This is a genomic window from Sagittula sp. P11, assembly GCF_002814095.1.
In the GTDB taxonomy this organism is placed as follows: Bacteria; Pseudomonadota; Alphaproteobacteria; order Rhodobacterales; family Rhodobacteraceae; genus Sagittula.
In genome coordinates this window covers 4,320,285-4,334,562 of sequence record NZ_CP021913.1, presented here as the reverse complement: position 1 = coordinate 4,334,562, position 14,278 = coordinate 4,320,285, and the positions used below count along the sequence as shown (strand labels likewise).

General features: G+C 66.5%; 15 protein-coding genes. 10 read left to right on the top strand and 5 right to left on the bottom strand.

Annotation, left to right across the window (positions count from 1 at the left end; genetic code table 11):
- The first annotated feature begins 6 nt into the window (after positions 1 to 6).
- Genes CDO87_RS20875 through CDO87_RS20850 form a run of 6 tightly spaced genes read left to right on the top strand, consistent with a single transcriptional unit; the run spans position 7 to position 5,892 of the window.
- Positions 7 to 939, top strand: a complete 933-nt coding sequence (locus CDO87_RS20875) for a ribokinase (protein WP_100930567.1) — start codon at positions 7 to 9, stop codon at positions 937 to 939.
- The gene (locus tag CDO87_RS20870) at positions 936 to 1,811 is read left to right on the top strand and encodes a carbohydrate ABC transporter permease (RefSeq protein WP_100930566.1); all 876 of its coding nucleotides are present in this window, start codon (positions 936 to 938) and stop codon (positions 1,809 to 1,811) included. Before CDO87_RS20875 ends, CDO87_RS20870 begins: the two co-directional genes overlap by 4 nt.
- The gene (locus tag CDO87_RS20865) at positions 1,808 to 2,836 is read left to right on the top strand and encodes a carbohydrate ABC transporter permease (protein ID WP_100930565.1); all 1,029 of its coding nucleotides are present in this window, start codon (positions 1,808 to 1,810) and stop codon (positions 2,834 to 2,836) included. Before CDO87_RS20870 ends, CDO87_RS20865 begins: the two co-directional genes overlap by 4 nt.
- Before the next feature lie 49 nt (positions 2,837 to 2,885).
- Complete coding sequence (locus tag CDO87_RS20860) at positions 2,886 to 4,331, top strand: extracellular solute-binding protein (RefSeq protein WP_100930564.1); 1,446 nt, start codon at positions 2,886 to 2,888, stop codon at positions 4,329 to 4,331.
- 59 nt (positions 4,332 to 4,390) lie between these two features.
- Positions 4,391 to 5,488: an ABC transporter ATP-binding protein gene (locus tag CDO87_RS20855; protein ID WP_100930563.1), complete on the top strand. Its 1,098-nt coding sequence runs from the start codon at positions 4,391 to 4,393 to the stop codon at positions 5,486 to 5,488.
- Positions 5,485 to 5,892, top strand: a complete 408-nt coding sequence (locus CDO87_RS20850; RefSeq protein WP_100930562.1) for a putative quinol monooxygenase — start codon at positions 5,485 to 5,487, stop codon at positions 5,890 to 5,892. The genes CDO87_RS20855 and CDO87_RS20850 overlap by 4 nt, the downstream gene beginning before the upstream one ends.
- Before the next feature lie 10 nt (positions 5,893 to 5,902).
- Here CDO87_RS20850 and CDO87_RS20845 read toward each other — a convergent pair whose 3' ends face one another.
- Positions 5,903 to 7,390 (bottom strand): FGGY-family carbohydrate kinase, encoded by a 1,488-nt coding sequence (locus CDO87_RS20845; RefSeq protein WP_100930561.1) that lies wholly within the window; start codon positions 7,388 to 7,390, stop codon positions 5,903 to 5,905.
- A gap of 284 nt (positions 7,391 to 7,674) precedes the next feature.
- Between CDO87_RS20845 and CDO87_RS20840 the strand changes: the two genes are divergently transcribed.
- The 3 genes from CDO87_RS20840 to CDO87_RS20830 are packed head-to-tail and all read left to right on the top strand — an operon-like array spanning position 7,675 to position 10,215.
- The gene (locus CDO87_RS20840; protein WP_100930560.1) at positions 7,675 to 8,295 is read left to right on the top strand and encodes a glucose-6-phosphate isomerase; all 621 of its coding nucleotides are present in this window, start codon (positions 7,675 to 7,677) and stop codon (positions 8,293 to 8,295) included.
- A gap of 35 nt (positions 8,296 to 8,330) precedes the next feature.
- Positions 8,331 to 9,290, top strand: coding sequence for a shikimate dehydrogenase (locus tag CDO87_RS27080; RefSeq protein WP_100931063.1), 960 nt, complete (start codon positions 8,331 to 8,333; stop codon positions 9,288 to 9,290).
- A gap of 55 nt (positions 9,291 to 9,345) precedes the next feature.
- A complete protein-coding gene (locus tag CDO87_RS20830; RefSeq protein ID WP_100930559.1) occupies positions 9,346 to 10,215 on the top strand; it encodes a MurR/RpiR family transcriptional regulator in 870 nt (289 codons plus the stop codon).
- 24 nt (positions 10,216 to 10,239) lie between these two features.
- Here the strand turns inward: CDO87_RS20830 and CDO87_RS20825 are convergent, their stop codons facing one another.
- On the bottom strand, positions 10,240 to 10,944 hold the full coding sequence (locus CDO87_RS20825; protein ID WP_157815067.1) for a TetR/AcrR family transcriptional regulator: 705 nt from the start codon (positions 10,942 to 10,944) through the stop codon (positions 10,240 to 10,242).
- Between the two features lie 287 nt (positions 10,945 to 11,231).
- On the opposite strand from CDO87_RS20825, the gene CDO87_RS20820 reads away from it, so the two are divergent.
- Positions 11,232 to 12,464, top strand: a complete 1,233-nt coding sequence (locus CDO87_RS20820) for a serine hydrolase (RefSeq protein ID WP_100930557.1) — start codon at positions 11,232 to 11,234, stop codon at positions 12,462 to 12,464.
- Between the two features lie 248 nt (positions 12,465 to 12,712).
- On the opposite strand, the gene CDO87_RS20815 is transcribed toward CDO87_RS20820, so the two are convergent.
- From CDO87_RS20815 to CDO87_RS20805, 3 genes are read right to left on the bottom strand one after another with little or no spacing between them, the layout of a single operon-like run.
- Entirely contained in the window at positions 12,713 to 13,105 is a 393-nt protein-coding gene (locus CDO87_RS20815) for a CBS domain-containing protein (protein ID WP_100930556.1), read from the bottom strand.
- A complete protein-coding gene (locus tag CDO87_RS20810; RefSeq protein WP_100930555.1) occupies positions 13,102 to 13,287 on the bottom strand; it encodes a hypothetical protein in 186 nt (61 codons plus the stop codon). The genes CDO87_RS20815 and CDO87_RS20810 overlap by 4 nt, the downstream gene beginning before the upstream one ends.
- Positions 13,288 to 13,303: 16 nt before the next feature.
- Positions 13,304 to 14,278 (bottom strand): FAD:protein FMN transferase, encoded by a 975-nt coding sequence (locus CDO87_RS20805; RefSeq protein WP_198521773.1) that lies wholly within the window; start codon positions 14,276 to 14,278, stop codon positions 13,304 to 13,306.

Below are 14,278 nucleotides of genomic sequence, written 5' to 3'. Positions count from 1 at the left end.
GACGACATGGCAGAGCAGAAGGGCATCGCGATCCTGGGGATCTACGTTGCCGATACCGCCTATCTCGCCGGACGCATGCCGAAGATCGGAGAGACGATCTCCGGCTCGGGTTTCTCGCTGGGACCGGGCGGCAAGGGATCGAACCAGGCGGTGGCGGCGGGGCGTGCCGGGGCCGATGTGAGCTTCATCTCGAAGATCGGCGACGACCCGTTCGGCAAGATGGCGCTGGAGATCTACGAGGAAACAGGCGTGACCGCGAAGGTCGAGGTGATGCCCGACATGCCCTCCGGCGCGGCCTTCATCTTCGTCAACGACCAGACCGGCGATAACGCGATCATCGTCTACCCCGGCGCGGCCGGCACCATCTCCGTTACCGATGTGGAGGCGCAGCGGGATGTGATCGAGGGTGCAAAGGTCTTCGTCACCCAGCTTGAGCAGCCCGCCGACGCCGCACTTGCCGCGCTCACCATGGCGAAGGCGGCGGGCGTGACCACGGTCTTCAACCCTGCCCCGGCCAATCCCTTCGACGACGCCTGCTACGCACAGACCGACTACTTCGTCCCGAACGAAAGCGAGGCCGCGGCCATCGTCGGCTTCGACATCACGTCCGAAGAAGATGCCCGCCGCGCCGGAGAGATCTTTGTCGAGCGCGGGGTCGGCACGGCGCTGATCACTTTGGGCGACAAGGGGGTCTACATCCACGGCCAAGGGCTCAGCACCCGCATTCCCGCCATGACCAACGCCGCCGTCATCGACACCGCCGGCGCGGGCGACGCCTTCATCGGCGGTTTCGCGGCGGCACTGTCCGAAGGCCGCGGGGTCGAGGACGCGGTGCGCATGGGCTGTGCCACGGCAGGCATCGCGGTGACCCGCCGCGGCACAGCCCCTGCCATGCCCTTCCGCGCGGAAATCGACGCCCTTCTGGGAGAGACCGCATGACCCGCGACGATCCGGTCAAGCACCTGTTCCTCTGGCCGGCATTCCTCGTGGTTCTGGCCATCGCGATCTTTCCGCTGATCTACTCGCTTGCGAACAGCTTCATGTCGCTGCGGCTCGTGCCGCCGATGCCCGCGCGGTTCGTGGGCGTCGACAACTATACCGACCTGCTGGGCAACCCGCGGTTCTGGCAGACGGTGAAGACCACCTCGATCATCGCCTTCACCTCGGTCGCGCTGCAGTTCGTGATCGGCTTCGGCATCGCACTGGCACTGGCCAAACGGGTCCGGGGCGTGGAGTTCTTCCGCATCACCTTCCTGATGCCGATGCTGGTGGCGCCGGTGGCCGTGGCGCTGATCGCCCGCCAGATCCTCAACCCCACCATGGGGCCGCTCAACCAGGTGGCCACCTTCTTCGGCTTCCCCAACCTGCCCTACCTGACAGAATCGCACTGGGCGCTGGGGTCGCTGATCGCGGTCGAGATCTGGCAGTGGACGCCCTTCGTGATCCTGCTGCTGCTCGCCGGTCTTCAGGGTCTGCCCGACGACGTCTACGAGGCGGCGGAGCTTGAGAACGCCTCCCCCTGGCAGCAGTTCTGGGGGATCACCTTCCCGATGATGCTGCCCATCTCGGCGGCGGTAATCTTCATCCGCATCGTGGAGAGCTTCAAGATCATCGACACGGTCTTTGTCATGACCGGCGGGGGCCCGGGCGTGGCCACCGAGACGCTGACACTGTTCGCCTACCAGGAGGGCTTCAAGAAGTTCAACCTGGGCTACACCTCGGCACTGTCCTTCCTGTTCCTCGCGGTGGTGCTGATCCTCAGCCTCGTCTACCTCGCCCTGCTGAAACCCTGGCTGGAGAAGTACAAATGAGCGTGCGTGACCTGCACGGCCCGCGCCGCTGGGTCGCCTTCGCCCTGTGCTGCGCGTGGTTCGCCTTTACCGTCTTCCCGCTCTACTGGGTCGCGATCACGTCGCTCAAGACACCGCCCGACGTGGTGGGCGGTCCGACCTACCTGCCCTTCGTCGACTTCCAGCCGACGCTGAAGGCCTGGAGGGAGCTGCTCTCCGGCATCCGGGGCGAGTTCTATTCGAACTTCTGGTCCTCGACCATCGTGGCGGTATCCTCGTCTGTGCTGGCCACGCTGCTGGGCGCCATGGCGGCCTATGCGCTGGTGCGCTTCCCCTTCCGGGTGAAGCTGCTGTCGGGGATCCTGTTCTTCGCCGTGGCCATGGGGGGCTTCCTGCTCGGCCGAGACGTGGTGGGCCTGCCGCCTGCCACCGCCTCCATCATCGCCTTCTGCGTGGCGCTGGCGCTGTCGGTGCTGGCCAACCGCTTACCGCTGCCGGGCAAGGTGATGAACAACGACGACATCGTCTTCTGGTTCGTCAGCCAGCGCCTGTTCCCGCCCATCGTCGTGGCCTTCGCTCTGTTCCTGCTCTACTCGGAGATGGGCAAGCTGGGCTTCAAGCTGACCGACACCTACATCGGCCTGACGCTCGCCTATGTCGCCTTCTCGCTGCCAATCGTGGTCTGGCTGATGCGCGACTTCATCTCGGCCCTGCCGCTCGAGGTCGAGGAGGCCGCGCTGGTCGACAACGTGCCGCAATGGCGGATCTTCTTCGGGATCGTGCTGCCGATGTGCCGCCCCGGCCTGATCGCGACCTTCGTCATCACACTGGCCTTCACCTGGAACGAGTTCCTCTTCGCGCTCTTCCTGACCAACTCGGAATGGCAGACCCTGCCCGTCCTGATCGCCGGTCAGAACAGCCAGAGGGGCGATGAATGGTGGGCCATCTCCGCCGCAGCCCTCGTCGCCATCATTCCGATGGTCATCGCGGCCGGGCTTCTTGGGCGCCTGATGCGCTCGGGCCTGCTGAGCGGCGCCGTCAAGTAGACTTAACAATGCCCCGGAGGAGGGGCGAATTTCCAAGGGAGGAAATAACATGCTGAAATCGTTGAAACTCTCGGTCGGGGCGCTGGCCCTGAGCACGGGGGCGGCGCTGGCCTGCTCGCCCGACTTCACGGGCGTCGAGATCACCGCGACCACCCAGACCGGCCCCTACATCGCCTCGGCCCTGACACAGGCCGCCGAAGCCTGGCAGGAAAAGACCTGCGGCACCGTCAAGGTCGTCGAGTTCCCCTGGTCCGAGCTCTATCCCAAGATCGTCACCACGCTGGCCGCGGGCGACGACTCCTTCGACGTGATCGCCTTCGCTCCCGCCTGGGCGCCGGACTTCACGCCATTCCTGACGGAGATGCCCGCCAAGTTCCAGGAAGGCGAGGCATGGGAAGACATCGCGCCGGTCTACCGTGAACAGCTGATGGTCTGGAACGACAAGGTCCTGTCGCAGACCATGGACGGCGACGTGCACACCTACACCTACCGCATCGACCTCTTCGAGGACGAGGCGAACAAGACCGCATTCAAGGAGAAGTACGGCTACGACCTCGCTCCGCCGAAGACCTGGGCCGAGTACCTCGATATCGCCGAGTACTTCCAGGACAACGTCGAAGGCGTCTACGGCACGGCCGAAGCGTTCCGCCGCGGCGGCCAGCAGTTCTGGTTCCTCTTCTCCCACGTGGCAGCCTACGCCAGCCACCCGGACCTTCCCGGCGCCATGTTCTTCGACCCGGAAACCATGGACGCGCAAGTGAACAACCCGGCATGGGTCCGCGGCCTCGAAGAGTACATCCGCGCCTCCAAGCTGGCACCGCCGTCGGCGCTGAACTTCTCCTTCGGCGAAGTCAACGCCGCCTTCGCGGGCGGCCAGGTCGCCCAGTCCATCGGCTGGGGCGACACCGGCGTGATCGCGGCGGACCCGGCCCAGTCCACCGTCGCGGGCAATGTCGGCTCTGCCGTGCTCCCGTCCTCGACCGAGGTCTACAACTACAAGACCGGCGAGTGGGACACCTTCGAGGAACCCGTCGACACCTCCTTCATGGCGTTCGGCGGCTGGCAGGCGGCGGTTCCGCAGTCCTCCAAGAACCAGGAAGCGGCGTGGGACTTCATCTCCACCCTCTCCAGCCCCGAGGTTTCGGGCAAGGCCACCGTCACCGGCGGCACGGGCGTGAACCCCTACCGGATCTCGCACACCACCGACATGGAGCGCTGGTCCACGCTGTTCTCCGAGCGCGAGGCGCAGGAATACCTGGGCGCCCAGCGTGAGGCGGTGACCGCGGACAACGTCGCGCTCGACATGCGTCTGCCGGGCTACTTCTCCTACACCGAGATCCTCGAGATCGAGCTGAGCCGCGCGCTGGCCGGAGAAGTCACCCCGCAGGAGGCGCTGGACACCGTGGCCGAAGGCTGGAACGAGCTGACCGACCAGTTCGGCCGCGACGCACAGCTTGCCGCCTACCGGGCCTCCATGGGCCTGCCGCAGAAGTAACCCGTCGGGGGCGGCCTTATGCGGGCCGCCCCTTTCGCGACATTCGGAAAGACCCCCACATGGCAACCATTTCGCTGAACGGCGTGACGAAATCCTACGGCGACCTGCAGGTCATCCCGCCGATGGACCTGGAGATCCACGACGGAGAGTTCGTCGTGCTCGTCGGGCCTTCGGGCTGCGGCAAGTCCACCACGCTGCGGATGATCGCGGGCCTCGAAACCGTCACCAGCGGCGCCATGCACATCGGCGACCGCGAGGTCACGCACCTGCGCCCCGGCCTGCGCAACTGCGCCATGGTGTTCCAGAGCTACGCGCTTTACCCCCACATGACCGTGCGCGAGAACATCGGTTACGGCATGAAGGTGCGCCGCACGCCCAAGGCGGACGCCGCCAAGGCCATCGACAACGCCGCGCGCATCCTGAACCTGACCGACTATCTCGACCGCAAGCCCGCGGCCCTCTCGGGCGGCCAGCGCCAGCGCGTTGCCATCGGCCGCGCCATCGTGCGCGACCCCGATGTCTTCCTGTTCGACGAACCGTTGTCGAACCTCGACGCCAAACTGCGCGTCGAGATGCGGGTCGAGATCAAGCAGCTTCACCGCCGCCTCAAGACCACCATGGTCTACGTCACCCACGATCAGGTCGAGGCGATGACCATGGCCGACCGCGTCGTGGTGCTGCGCGACGGGCTGATCGAACAGGCCGCCGACCCGATCACGCTTTACGAACGGCCCGCCAATGCCTTCGTGGCCGAGTTCATCGGCGCGCCCAGCATGAACATGCTCGATGGCCGGATCGAGGGTGCGGGCGACACCCTGCGTTTCGTCGGGACCGAGGGGCTGACTTTCGACATTCCCGCCGAACGCACCGCCACGCTTGCGCCGCTTGTCGGACAGGACTGCCTGCTGGGGATCCGCCCCGAACATACCGCAGAGGGCGAAGGAGGCATCGGCGTCACCGTCGAGGTCGTCGATATCGAACCGCTCGGGCCGCACACGCTGGTGATCGGCCAAGTCGGCGACCGCAAGTTCACCGGCCAGGCCCGCGCCGATACGCCCACCCGGCCCGGGGACCATGTGCCGATCCGCTTCGATCCCGCCAAGCTGCATTTCTTCCGCGCCAGCGACGGCGCCGCCATCCGCGAGGACACCGCATGACCGCTTCCACCGACAGGATCATCGCGCTCGAGGCCTTCGAGCACGTCCACCCCGACCGCGTCGCCGATTACGAGGCCGCAAGCCAGGCCATCGACGACAAGGTCCGCGAGACCGAACCGGGAATGCTGGTCCACGCCCTGACCGTGCACACCCGCGCCGGGGATCGCGTGACCTACCGCTGGCTGGAGGTCTTCACCGATCTCGCCGCGCTCGAGGCGCATTTCGCCAGCCCGCACGTCAAGGCCCACGGTGCGCACCTAAACGGCAACGGCATCCTGTTGTCGCCGGTCGAGATCGTGCTCTACGTCGACTGGTCCGATGAGGAAAAGGCCGAGATCAACCAACGCCTCGGCGGCACCCTCACCTTTGCGGAGGTCCGCTCGGGCTTCTACCGCCCCGACTGAGGGCCGAGCCTCAGAGCAGCCCCTCCATCTCCGCCAGGATCTCCTGCGCGCTGTCGTAGAGCCGCGCGTAGATGGGCATCATCCGGTCGTAGACCTCCGCCCAGACGGGATCGGGCTGCACCTCGTCGGCAAAGCGCACCATTTTCGTGGCCGCCGCTTTCAGGTCCGGTGCATTGCCCGTCGCCACCGCCATCAGCATGGCCGCGCCCACGACGCCGCATTCCAGTTCTTCGGGGACGAGGTAGGGCACACCGTACATGCTCGCCTTGATCCGCAGCCAGAGGGCGTTCTTCGCGCCGCCGCTGGCCGCCACGATCCGCTCCGGCCGCCCCTGCCCGCCCTGCAGCCCGTCGAGCTTCTGGCGGACGGAGAAGGCAACCCCCTCCAGCACGGCACGGTGCAGCTCCGGCAGGCCGTGGCTGGCCGTCAGGCCGAAGAATTGCGCTCGGCTGCGCGGGTTGAACCGTTCACCGGACAGGTACGGCAGGAAGAACAGCGCGTCCGATCCCGCCACCGCTTGCGCCGCGTCCTCCGCGATCCGGGCATAGCTGCGGTCGTTGCCATGAAAGGCGCGCCGCGCCCACCGCACCGCGTCCCCTCCGGCGTCGAGCAGCGTCATGGCCCCCCAGTCGCCGCCCGCCGACAGCACGTTCGATATCTCCGGATCGATGACCGGCTTGTCATGCGTCAGTGTGATGATCGTCGAGGTGCCGGTCACGTCCGATCCCATGCCGGGCCCGATCACGCCCGATCCGAGCAGCGCCATGGGGTAATCGCCCGCGCCCACCAGCACAGGGATTCCGCCGTCGAGGCCAAGCGCCTGCGCCACCTCCGGCAGCAGCGGCCCGAGGATGTCCCCGGCATCGTGCAGCGGCGGCAGAAGCGCAGGGTCCACCCCGGTCATCCGGCACAACACCTCCGACCAGTCGCGGCTGCGCCAGTCCATAAGGAAGGACAGCGAGGCCTCCGTCCGGTCCTGCGCAAGCTGTCCGGTGAGGCACAGGTTGATCCAGTCCTTCGGCATCAGGACCGCCGCAGTCCGTGCCATGGCCTGCGGGTCGTGCTCCGCGATCCAGGCGAGCTTGAAGGCGGGCCAGGCGGTCGCGGGCATGTTTGCGGCGAGATCGAGGTACGCGCCCTGCCCGACCCGGCCCGAGAATGCCTCCACCTGCGGCGCCGTGCGTTTGTCGTTCCACAAGGGGGCAGTGTCTCGGGTCAGGTGGCCGTCCGCGTCCACCAGGACCGTGCCGTGCATCTGTCCGCAAGTGCAAATCGCCGCAACCCGGGCCGCAGCGCCATCGACATCGGCCAGAACCGCACGGATAGTGTCCTGCGTGCCCTGCCACCAATCGGCGGGGCGCTGCTCCGACCAGCCGAACTGCGGAACGATTTGCTCGTGCTCGCGGTGGGCAAAGGCAAGGATGCGCCCGTCGCGCCCGACCAGAGCAGACCGCAGCCCGCCGGTGCCGACATCGATGGCCAGATAAAGGTCGCGCATGGTCTCTCCTCCGCTTGCGGGCTTCTCCCTGGCAGGCAGAGTGCCGACGCGCACTGGCGCGCGCAAGCGGTATAGGTAGAAAAACTACGATATCGCAGCCAGTGGCAGGCGGGCAAAGCGTCAGTGCAATTGACATCCAATGCCCTAGAAACGGACCAATCTTACACTCAAAGCCCGAAACCGGTCTGCGCCGCCCACATGGAGAGACAGGCACAGCCTTGCCAAATCGACGCGTCCCCCGTTACAGATGTAGTTAAACTACCTATCAGCCGAGAGTCCCGCCGATGTATCAGCCCCCGACCGCCCACGTCATCGATCCGTCGACCGGGCACCTGAGCGCAGCCACCGGGCGGTATGAAAAACGCCTGTCGGACCTTGCGGGCCTCTATGAGGACGCTCAGGCTTTCGAGACGCTCAAGGTCGAGGACCCGGACCGCATCGTCTACGTCGTGCACGAGGTAAGGCCGCAGCAGGCGTCCGGCGACCTGATCTTCGGGACCACATGGATGCAGCCGGGGCGCGTCGGGCGCGAGTTTTTCATGACGCGCGGCCATATCCATGCCACCGGCAACCGTCCCGAAACCTACTACGGCGAAAGCGGCGAAGGCGTGATGCTGCTGGAAAGCCCTGAGGGCGAGACGCGGGTCCTGGAGATCCGCCCGCGCGTGATGGTCTACGTCCCCCCGATGTGGATCCACCGCTCCGTCAACACCGGGCTGCAGCCGCTGGTGATGAGCTTCTGCTACCCCAGCGACAGCGGACAGGACTACGGTATCATCGAACGCTCGGGCGGTATGGCGAAACGCATCGTCGCCGGGCCGGAAGGCTGGGAGGCGGTCGACAACGCCGCCTACCGCCCGCGCACCCGCGCCGAGATCGACGCCGTTCTGGCCACCGCCGCCTGACGCGTACGATGGCAATCCCCATGCAGCGAGGCACCATGACCCCGGCCCAGAAACCGACCTTCTACTTCATCGGCGTCACCACCGGCGCCTCGTCGATCATGCGGGTTTTTCCGAAGTGGGCCGCTCACCTCGGTCTGGGCGACGTCGCGATCAAGGGCATCGACCTGAAACCACATGACACGGTGGAAAATTACCGCGCCGTGACGCGCTTCATCAAGGAGGACCCGCTCAGCCTCGGCGCGCTTGTGACGACTCACAAGCTGGACCTCTACGCCGCCTGCGCCGACCTCTTCGACGAGATTGACCCGCAAGCGCGCCTGATGGCCGAAACCTCCTGCCTGTCGAAGCGCAACGGACGGCTGATCTGCCATGCGAAGGACCCGATCTCTTCCGGTCTCGCACTCGACGGGGTCCTCACTACGAACCATTTTGCCGACACAGGGGCGGAGCTTCTGTCGATGGGCGCAGGCGGGTCGACCATCGCACTGACCTGGCACCTTGCGCAGCCGTCACGCGGCGCCAACCGGCCGGCGCGGATCGTCGTCACCGACCGCACGCAGCCCCGCCTCGACCACATCCGCGCGTTCCACGAGGCGTCCGGCTGCGATGTTCCCTGCGACTACGTGCTGGCAGACCGGCGCGAGGACAACGATGCGCAGATGAAAACGCTGCAGCCCGGCTCGGTCGTGGTGAACGCGACCGGGCTGGGCAAGGATGCCCCCGGCTCTCCGCTGACCTTCGACGGCCCCTTCCCGCATGGCGGCATCGTGTGGGAGCTGAACTATCGCGGCGATCTCGTGTTCCTCGACCAGGCACGGGCACAACAGGCGGCGCGCGGCTTGCAGATCGAGGACGGCTGGACCTACTTCATCCACGGCTGGACGCAGGTCATTGCCGAGGTCTTCGACGTGCCGATCCCCACGTCCGGCCCGGGGTTCGACGCCATCTCGCAGATTGCTGCGGAGGCGACGGGCCGCGTGGCCTCACAGCCCTGACAGGTGGGCGCGCCCTCCCGGGCGACGTCGCAAACACCTGAGAAAGAAAGCCACGATGCACAGCACGCCCACGCCGAACGACAACCTGCTGGAAGAGATCGTCCGCCTGCGGGACGACCTGCGCAAGTCCGACCGCCGTGTGGCCGAGGTCGTCCTCGACCGCCCCGAAGAGGTGGTGGCCATGACGCTCGCCCGGCTAGCCAAGGCAGCGGAGGTTTCCGAACCTACCGTCATCCGTTTCTGTGCCGCAATCGGTTGCGAGGGGTTCCGCGACCTGAGGGTCCGGCTGGCGCGCAGCCTCGCCTTTGCCCGGACCACGTCACACACCGCGATCAGCGACGCCGACGACCTGCCCGGCATCGTGACCAAGATCTTCGATTTCAACCTCTCGAACCTCAACTGGGCGCAGTCCCGGCTGGACGTGGAACGGATCGGTGCGGCGGTGGACCTGCTGGCCGCCGCGCAAAGGATCGAGTTCCTGGGCTTCGGTGCATCCGGCATCGTGGCGCGCGACGCGCAGCAGAAGTTCCCGCTGTTCGGCGTGCCCTGCGGTGCGCCCTCCGATGCCCACCAGATGTTCATGACCGCCGGCATGCTGCAACTGGGCGATGCGGCGGTTGCGATTTCCAACACCGGCCAGACGCGTGAAATCGTGTCGGCGATGGCCACGGCCTACGCGCGGGGGGCGGCGACGGTGGGCATCACCGGGCAGGCGGAAAGCCCCCTCACCCGCCATTGCGACGTGACGCTGGTGGTCGAAACGCTGGAGAACACGGATCTCTATACGCCGACGGTGTCGCGGCTGTCGCATCTCGTGGTGATCGACATACTTTCGACCGCCGTCAGCCTGCGCCGCGGCGATGCGCATCACGACAGGGTCGCCCGGATGAAGACCGAACTGGCGCGGCTGCGCGGCGGGCGTTGAACACCGCCTGCTCGTTCGCAAGGATCAGTGCGGTGCCGCGTCTGCCAGTGTCGGCCGGGCAAGGAATTCGGGGGCAAAGATCATCTTGCACAGCGGCGCGAAACGGGCCCTCAGCTTGTCCTCGTGCGCCTCGATCGTCATTTCCTGGACGCCGACGAAGACCTGAAAGGTGCTGAGCCAGACATCGAAGAGCAGCTGTGCGATGTGCCGCGCGTCCCCCGCTGAACCGTCGTGCAGCGTCAGGCTGTAGCGTCCGAGAATGGCTTCGATCACACCGATCAGCGCAGCGTCAACGTCCTGAAACGACCGTGCGAATTCCGACTCCGAGTGACGGATTGCCGCTGCATTGGCGTAGCGCCAGATGCGCTTGCTGGCGATCTCCATCGTCTCGACCGAGATATCCATGAAGACCGTCATCAGGGTGCTGAGGAAATCGACATCCGTGCGCGGCTCCATCACCTTGCTGTTGTCGCGGGCATTCTGCGCGCCGTCGGTGATCATTGCGATCAGGATGCCGTCCTTGTTGCCGAAGTAGTTGAAAACCGTCGGTGTCGACACGCCCGCAGCTTCGGCGATTTCGGCCATTGTCACGGCATCCACGCCCTTCTCGGAGAAGAGCGCGCGGGCCTGATCGAGGATCTCCTCGTGCCGCCTGGCCTTCTTGCGCGACCTCAGTCCGGTCGCGGGCCCCGCTCCGCCGGCGGCCTGTTCATCGTCTCTCATCGCCATGGTTTTCTTCGAGCTGTCCATCCGGATAATCTATTATACCATATATTTTTTTATTGACTAAAAGTTTCTGGCGATTGCAATCATGGTGCCAGACCGGTTCGGGGGTGGGTTTCGTTCATGATCCTGCGCGCTCCGACAGTTCGTTTCCGTCGTGTCCCTCCGGGAGGGCTGGACATGACCGGGCGATCTTATGTCAGGCCTCCGCCGGATTCCAATCGGCGGGGGGGCGCAGGGCAATCGGAGAACGGGCAATCGTCGACAGGTCCCATGCACCAGAGGAGAAACGCATGAGACATCTGAACCACCTGACGGCGACGTTCACCGCCGCGGCCATTGTGGTAGGCCTTTGCGGCTCTGCTACTGCCCAGACCGCCGATCCCGACCGCTGGCTGACCACGACCATGATCGAGGCACGCGCCAGCATGTTCCTGCCCTCGCTCAACTACCTGACGTTCCAGCACATGGACCAGATGTTCGCGACGCGCACCGTCCCCGCCGGAAGCGAGACATGGACGCTGCCGGAGAACCCGATCCCGCTCGACGGCGAGTACACGATCCTGGGCGAGACCTACGATCTCGAAGGCGCGCTCGAACGGACGCGGGCCAACGCGCTGGTGGTGCTGAAGGACGGCGCCATCGTGCACGAGACCTATCGCAACGGCAGCGGCCCGGACACGCGCTTCCTCACCTTCTCGGTCGCGAAGTCCTACACTTCGACATTGATCGGTTTCGCGCTGGAGGACGGGCTGATCGACAGCCTCGACGACAAGGTCACGAAGTACCTGCCCGAGATGCAAGGCTCAGGCTACGAAGGGGCCACGGTACGCGACGTGCTGCGGATGCGGTCCGGCGTGGCATGGGAGGAACGCTACGAGTTCGGCAGCGAGACGCAGCTGACCACGGTCCACGACAACGCGCTAGTGGGCTACAAGTACCGCTGGTGCGACTACGCCGCGAACGAGTCGGAGAAGGGCGAGACGGCCCCCGACGAACGCTTCAACTACGCCACGCTCGACACCAGCGTGCTGGGCTGCATCGTGGAACGGGTCACCGGCCGCACCGGGGCGGAGTACATGAGCGAGAAGCTCTGGCAGCCGATGGGCGCGGAATACGACGCCTACTGGATCATGGACGGGCCGGACGACGTGGGCCGCGAATTCTACGGTGCGGGCCTTGCCTCCACCGCGCGCGACCATGCGCGCTTCGGCCAGATGTTCCTGCAGGGCGGCATGGCCAACGGCAAGCAGGTGGTGCCCGCCGACTGGGTGACGGAGGCCACCGTTCCCGACGAGGGCTACGAGCCGGTCGCACCCGGCGAACCGGTGGGGTACCAGTACCAGTGGTGGACCGACGCGGGCAGCGACGTGTTCATGGCACTCGGACTGCACCACCAGTTCATCCGTGTCGATCCCGCCAACAACATCGTCATCGTCAAGATCAGCTACACGCAGGAACCCGTTGGCCGGGACCAGGAAAACGAGGAACTCTTCGCCCAGATCACGGCCAAACTGACTCAGTGAGGCAAGACGGATGGGCTCCCGGGCCTGTCAGCACGCAATACACTGGCCGGGCTGGAACAACGGACACGCCCCGGGAACAGGGCGCGTCTGGTGGAGCGGGCGGCAGGGTCCGACGGTTCAGGCGCAAACGCATATGAGACGTCGCTATCACCGGCTGTTGCTTGGCCTGCGCAGCCCTGACGATTGAGGGGTTCAGTCCACGCTTTCGCGCGCCGCCTCCCTCCGACCATTGAAAACGGTTCCTCCGGTCACCCCATCCGGATCAGCAAGCCCAGCACGTCCGAGCGATGGATCATGCCCGCGACGTGGCCCTGATCCAGAACCGGGAACAGCCGGTGCGGCAGATCGAGGAACATCTCCGCCACGCGGATGACCTCGTCGTCGATATCGACGGTCACCACCTCGGCAGACATGTGATCGCGCACCAGCCCTGTCCAGTCCCGGTGATAGCTGGCGTGCAGCGCGGGGCGGAAGCAGTCTTTCTGGGTCAGGATGCCGACTAGGCGCCCATCGTCCGTCATAACGGGGGCAGCGGCGGATTTCGTTTCCACCAGGATGGCAACCGCGCGGCGCATGGGCATGTCGGGCGCAAGCGTGGGCACCTCGTGCCGAAGGATGCTCCGGATGCGGTAGGCGGTCACGATCCGACCTCCGACTGCACCTGCGCCGCGCGCCGCCGCAGCGGGCAATCGGCGCAGCGTCCGCCGGGCAGTCCCTCTGCCGCGCCGCAGCTGGTGCGCACGGGTTTGCCGCCGAATATCAGCCCGAGCCCGATGCCGCAGGCGGCGAGCGTCACGGTGATCACGGCAAGGAGGATTTCCATGGCCAATGCCTTTCGCTCAGAGGATCATGTCATCGATGGCGCCGGTTCGGATCTGGCTCAGCGCGCCAGCGTCCTCCAGCAGGAACAGCGCCGCGAGGTTCCGGGCGCGGGCGATCCCGGGCCCCCGCTCCTCGCCCGCCGCCAGCAGAGCGGTGGCCCAACCGTCGGCACTCATGGCGTCCGATGCGACCACCGACACGGCGCGCAGTCGGCCCGCCACCGGCGCCTCCGCGCGCGGGTCGATCACGTGGCTGTAGCGCCTGCCCCCCAGCGCATAGCTTTGAACGCCGGTGCCGGACGTGGCGACCGCGCCGCGGTCGGGCAGGCGCAGGGTGGCGGGTGACGGCGCACCGGGGAACGGCGCATCGACCGCGACCCTCCAGTCCCGGCCGGTCGGGTGGTGGCCGCGCGCCGACAGCTCTCCGCCCAGATCGAACAGCACGTCCGTGAACCCGGCCTCGCCCATCAGGACCATAGCGCGGTCCAGCGCCCAGCCCTTGGCAATGCCGCAAAGGTCGAGCGTCAGGTCGGCCCGCCGCTTGGTGATGCTCTCCGCGCTGACGGACAAGGCCCGCCAGTCCGGCGCACCGCCGCTGACCGGGCCAAATCCCCAGCGCGCCACCAGCGGCCCCACGGTCGGATCGAAGGCGCCCTCGCTTTGCCGGGCAATCTCCACCGCGGCAGACGCCACGTGGCACAGCGCGGGATCGTCCCCCTCCGTCCCGCCTGCGTTGAAGCGGCTGATCGCGCTGTCGGGCCGCCAGGGCGAAAGCTGCCGGTCGATCCGGGCAAAGAGCGCGTCGATCTCGGGCCTGAGCCCTGCCAGCCCCTGCCCCTCCGGCACGCTCACACGCCAATCCGTGCCGAAGGCCCGGCCGCTCAGCGTCTCGACCCCGCCGCCTGCTGCAAGTGCCATGCGTGGCAGGACACAGGCGCTGCCGATCAGGGTAAGGGCCGCGCGGCGGGTGGGTTCCTGAAGGCGTTTCATCAT

What these genes read in the sequence shown, in the direction of transcription:
- CDO87_RS20875 (WP_100930567.1), top strand. Translation starts at nt 7, where the DNA reads ATGGCAGAGCAGAAGGGCATCGCGATCCTGGGGATCTACGTTGCCGAT.
- CDO87_RS20870 (WP_100930566.1), top strand. Translation starts at nt 936, where the DNA reads ATGACCCGCGACGATCCGGTCAAGCACCTGTTCCTCTGGCCGGCATTC.
- CDO87_RS20865 (WP_100930565.1), top strand. Translation starts at nt 1,808, where the DNA reads ATGAGCGTGCGTGACCTGCACGGCCCGCGCCGCTGGGTCGCCTTCGCC.
- CDO87_RS20860 (WP_100930564.1), top strand. Translation starts at nt 2,886, where the DNA reads ATGCTGAAATCGTTGAAACTCTCGGTCGGGGCGCTGGCCCTGAGCACG.
- CDO87_RS20855 (WP_100930563.1), top strand. Translation starts at nt 4,391, where the DNA reads ATGGCAACCATTTCGCTGAACGGCGTGACGAAATCCTACGGCGACCTG.
- CDO87_RS20850 (WP_100930562.1), top strand. Translation starts at nt 5,485, where the DNA reads ATGACCGCTTCCACCGACAGGATCATCGCGCTCGAGGCCTTCGAGCAC.
- CDO87_RS20845 (WP_100930561.1), bottom strand. Translation starts at nt 7,390, where the DNA reads ATGCGCGACCTTTATCTGGCCATCGATGTCGGCACCGGCGGGCTGCGG.
- CDO87_RS20840 (WP_100930560.1), top strand. Translation starts at nt 7,675, where the DNA reads ATGTATCAGCCCCCGACCGCCCACGTCATCGATCCGTCGACCGGGCAC.
- CDO87_RS27080 (WP_100931063.1), top strand. Translation starts at nt 8,331, where the DNA reads ATGACCCCGGCCCAGAAACCGACCTTCTACTTCATCGGCGTCACCACC.
- CDO87_RS20830 (WP_100930559.1), top strand. Translation starts at nt 9,346, where the DNA reads ATGCACAGCACGCCCACGCCGAACGACAACCTGCTGGAAGAGATCGTC.
- CDO87_RS20825 (WP_157815067.1), bottom strand. Translation starts at nt 10,944, where the DNA reads ATGGCGATGAGAGACGATGAACAGGCCGCCGGCGGAGCGGGGCCCGCG.
- CDO87_RS20820 (WP_100930557.1), top strand. Translation starts at nt 11,232, where the DNA reads ATGAGACATCTGAACCACCTGACGGCGACGTTCACCGCCGCGGCCATT.
- CDO87_RS20810 (WP_100930555.1), bottom strand. Translation starts at nt 13,287, where the DNA reads ATGGAAATCCTCCTTGCCGTGATCACCGTGACGCTCGCCGCCTGCGGC.
- CDO87_RS20805 (WP_198521773.1), bottom strand. Translation starts at nt 14,278, where the DNA reads ATGATGAAACGCCTTCAGGAACCCACCCGCCGCGCGGCCCTTACCCTG.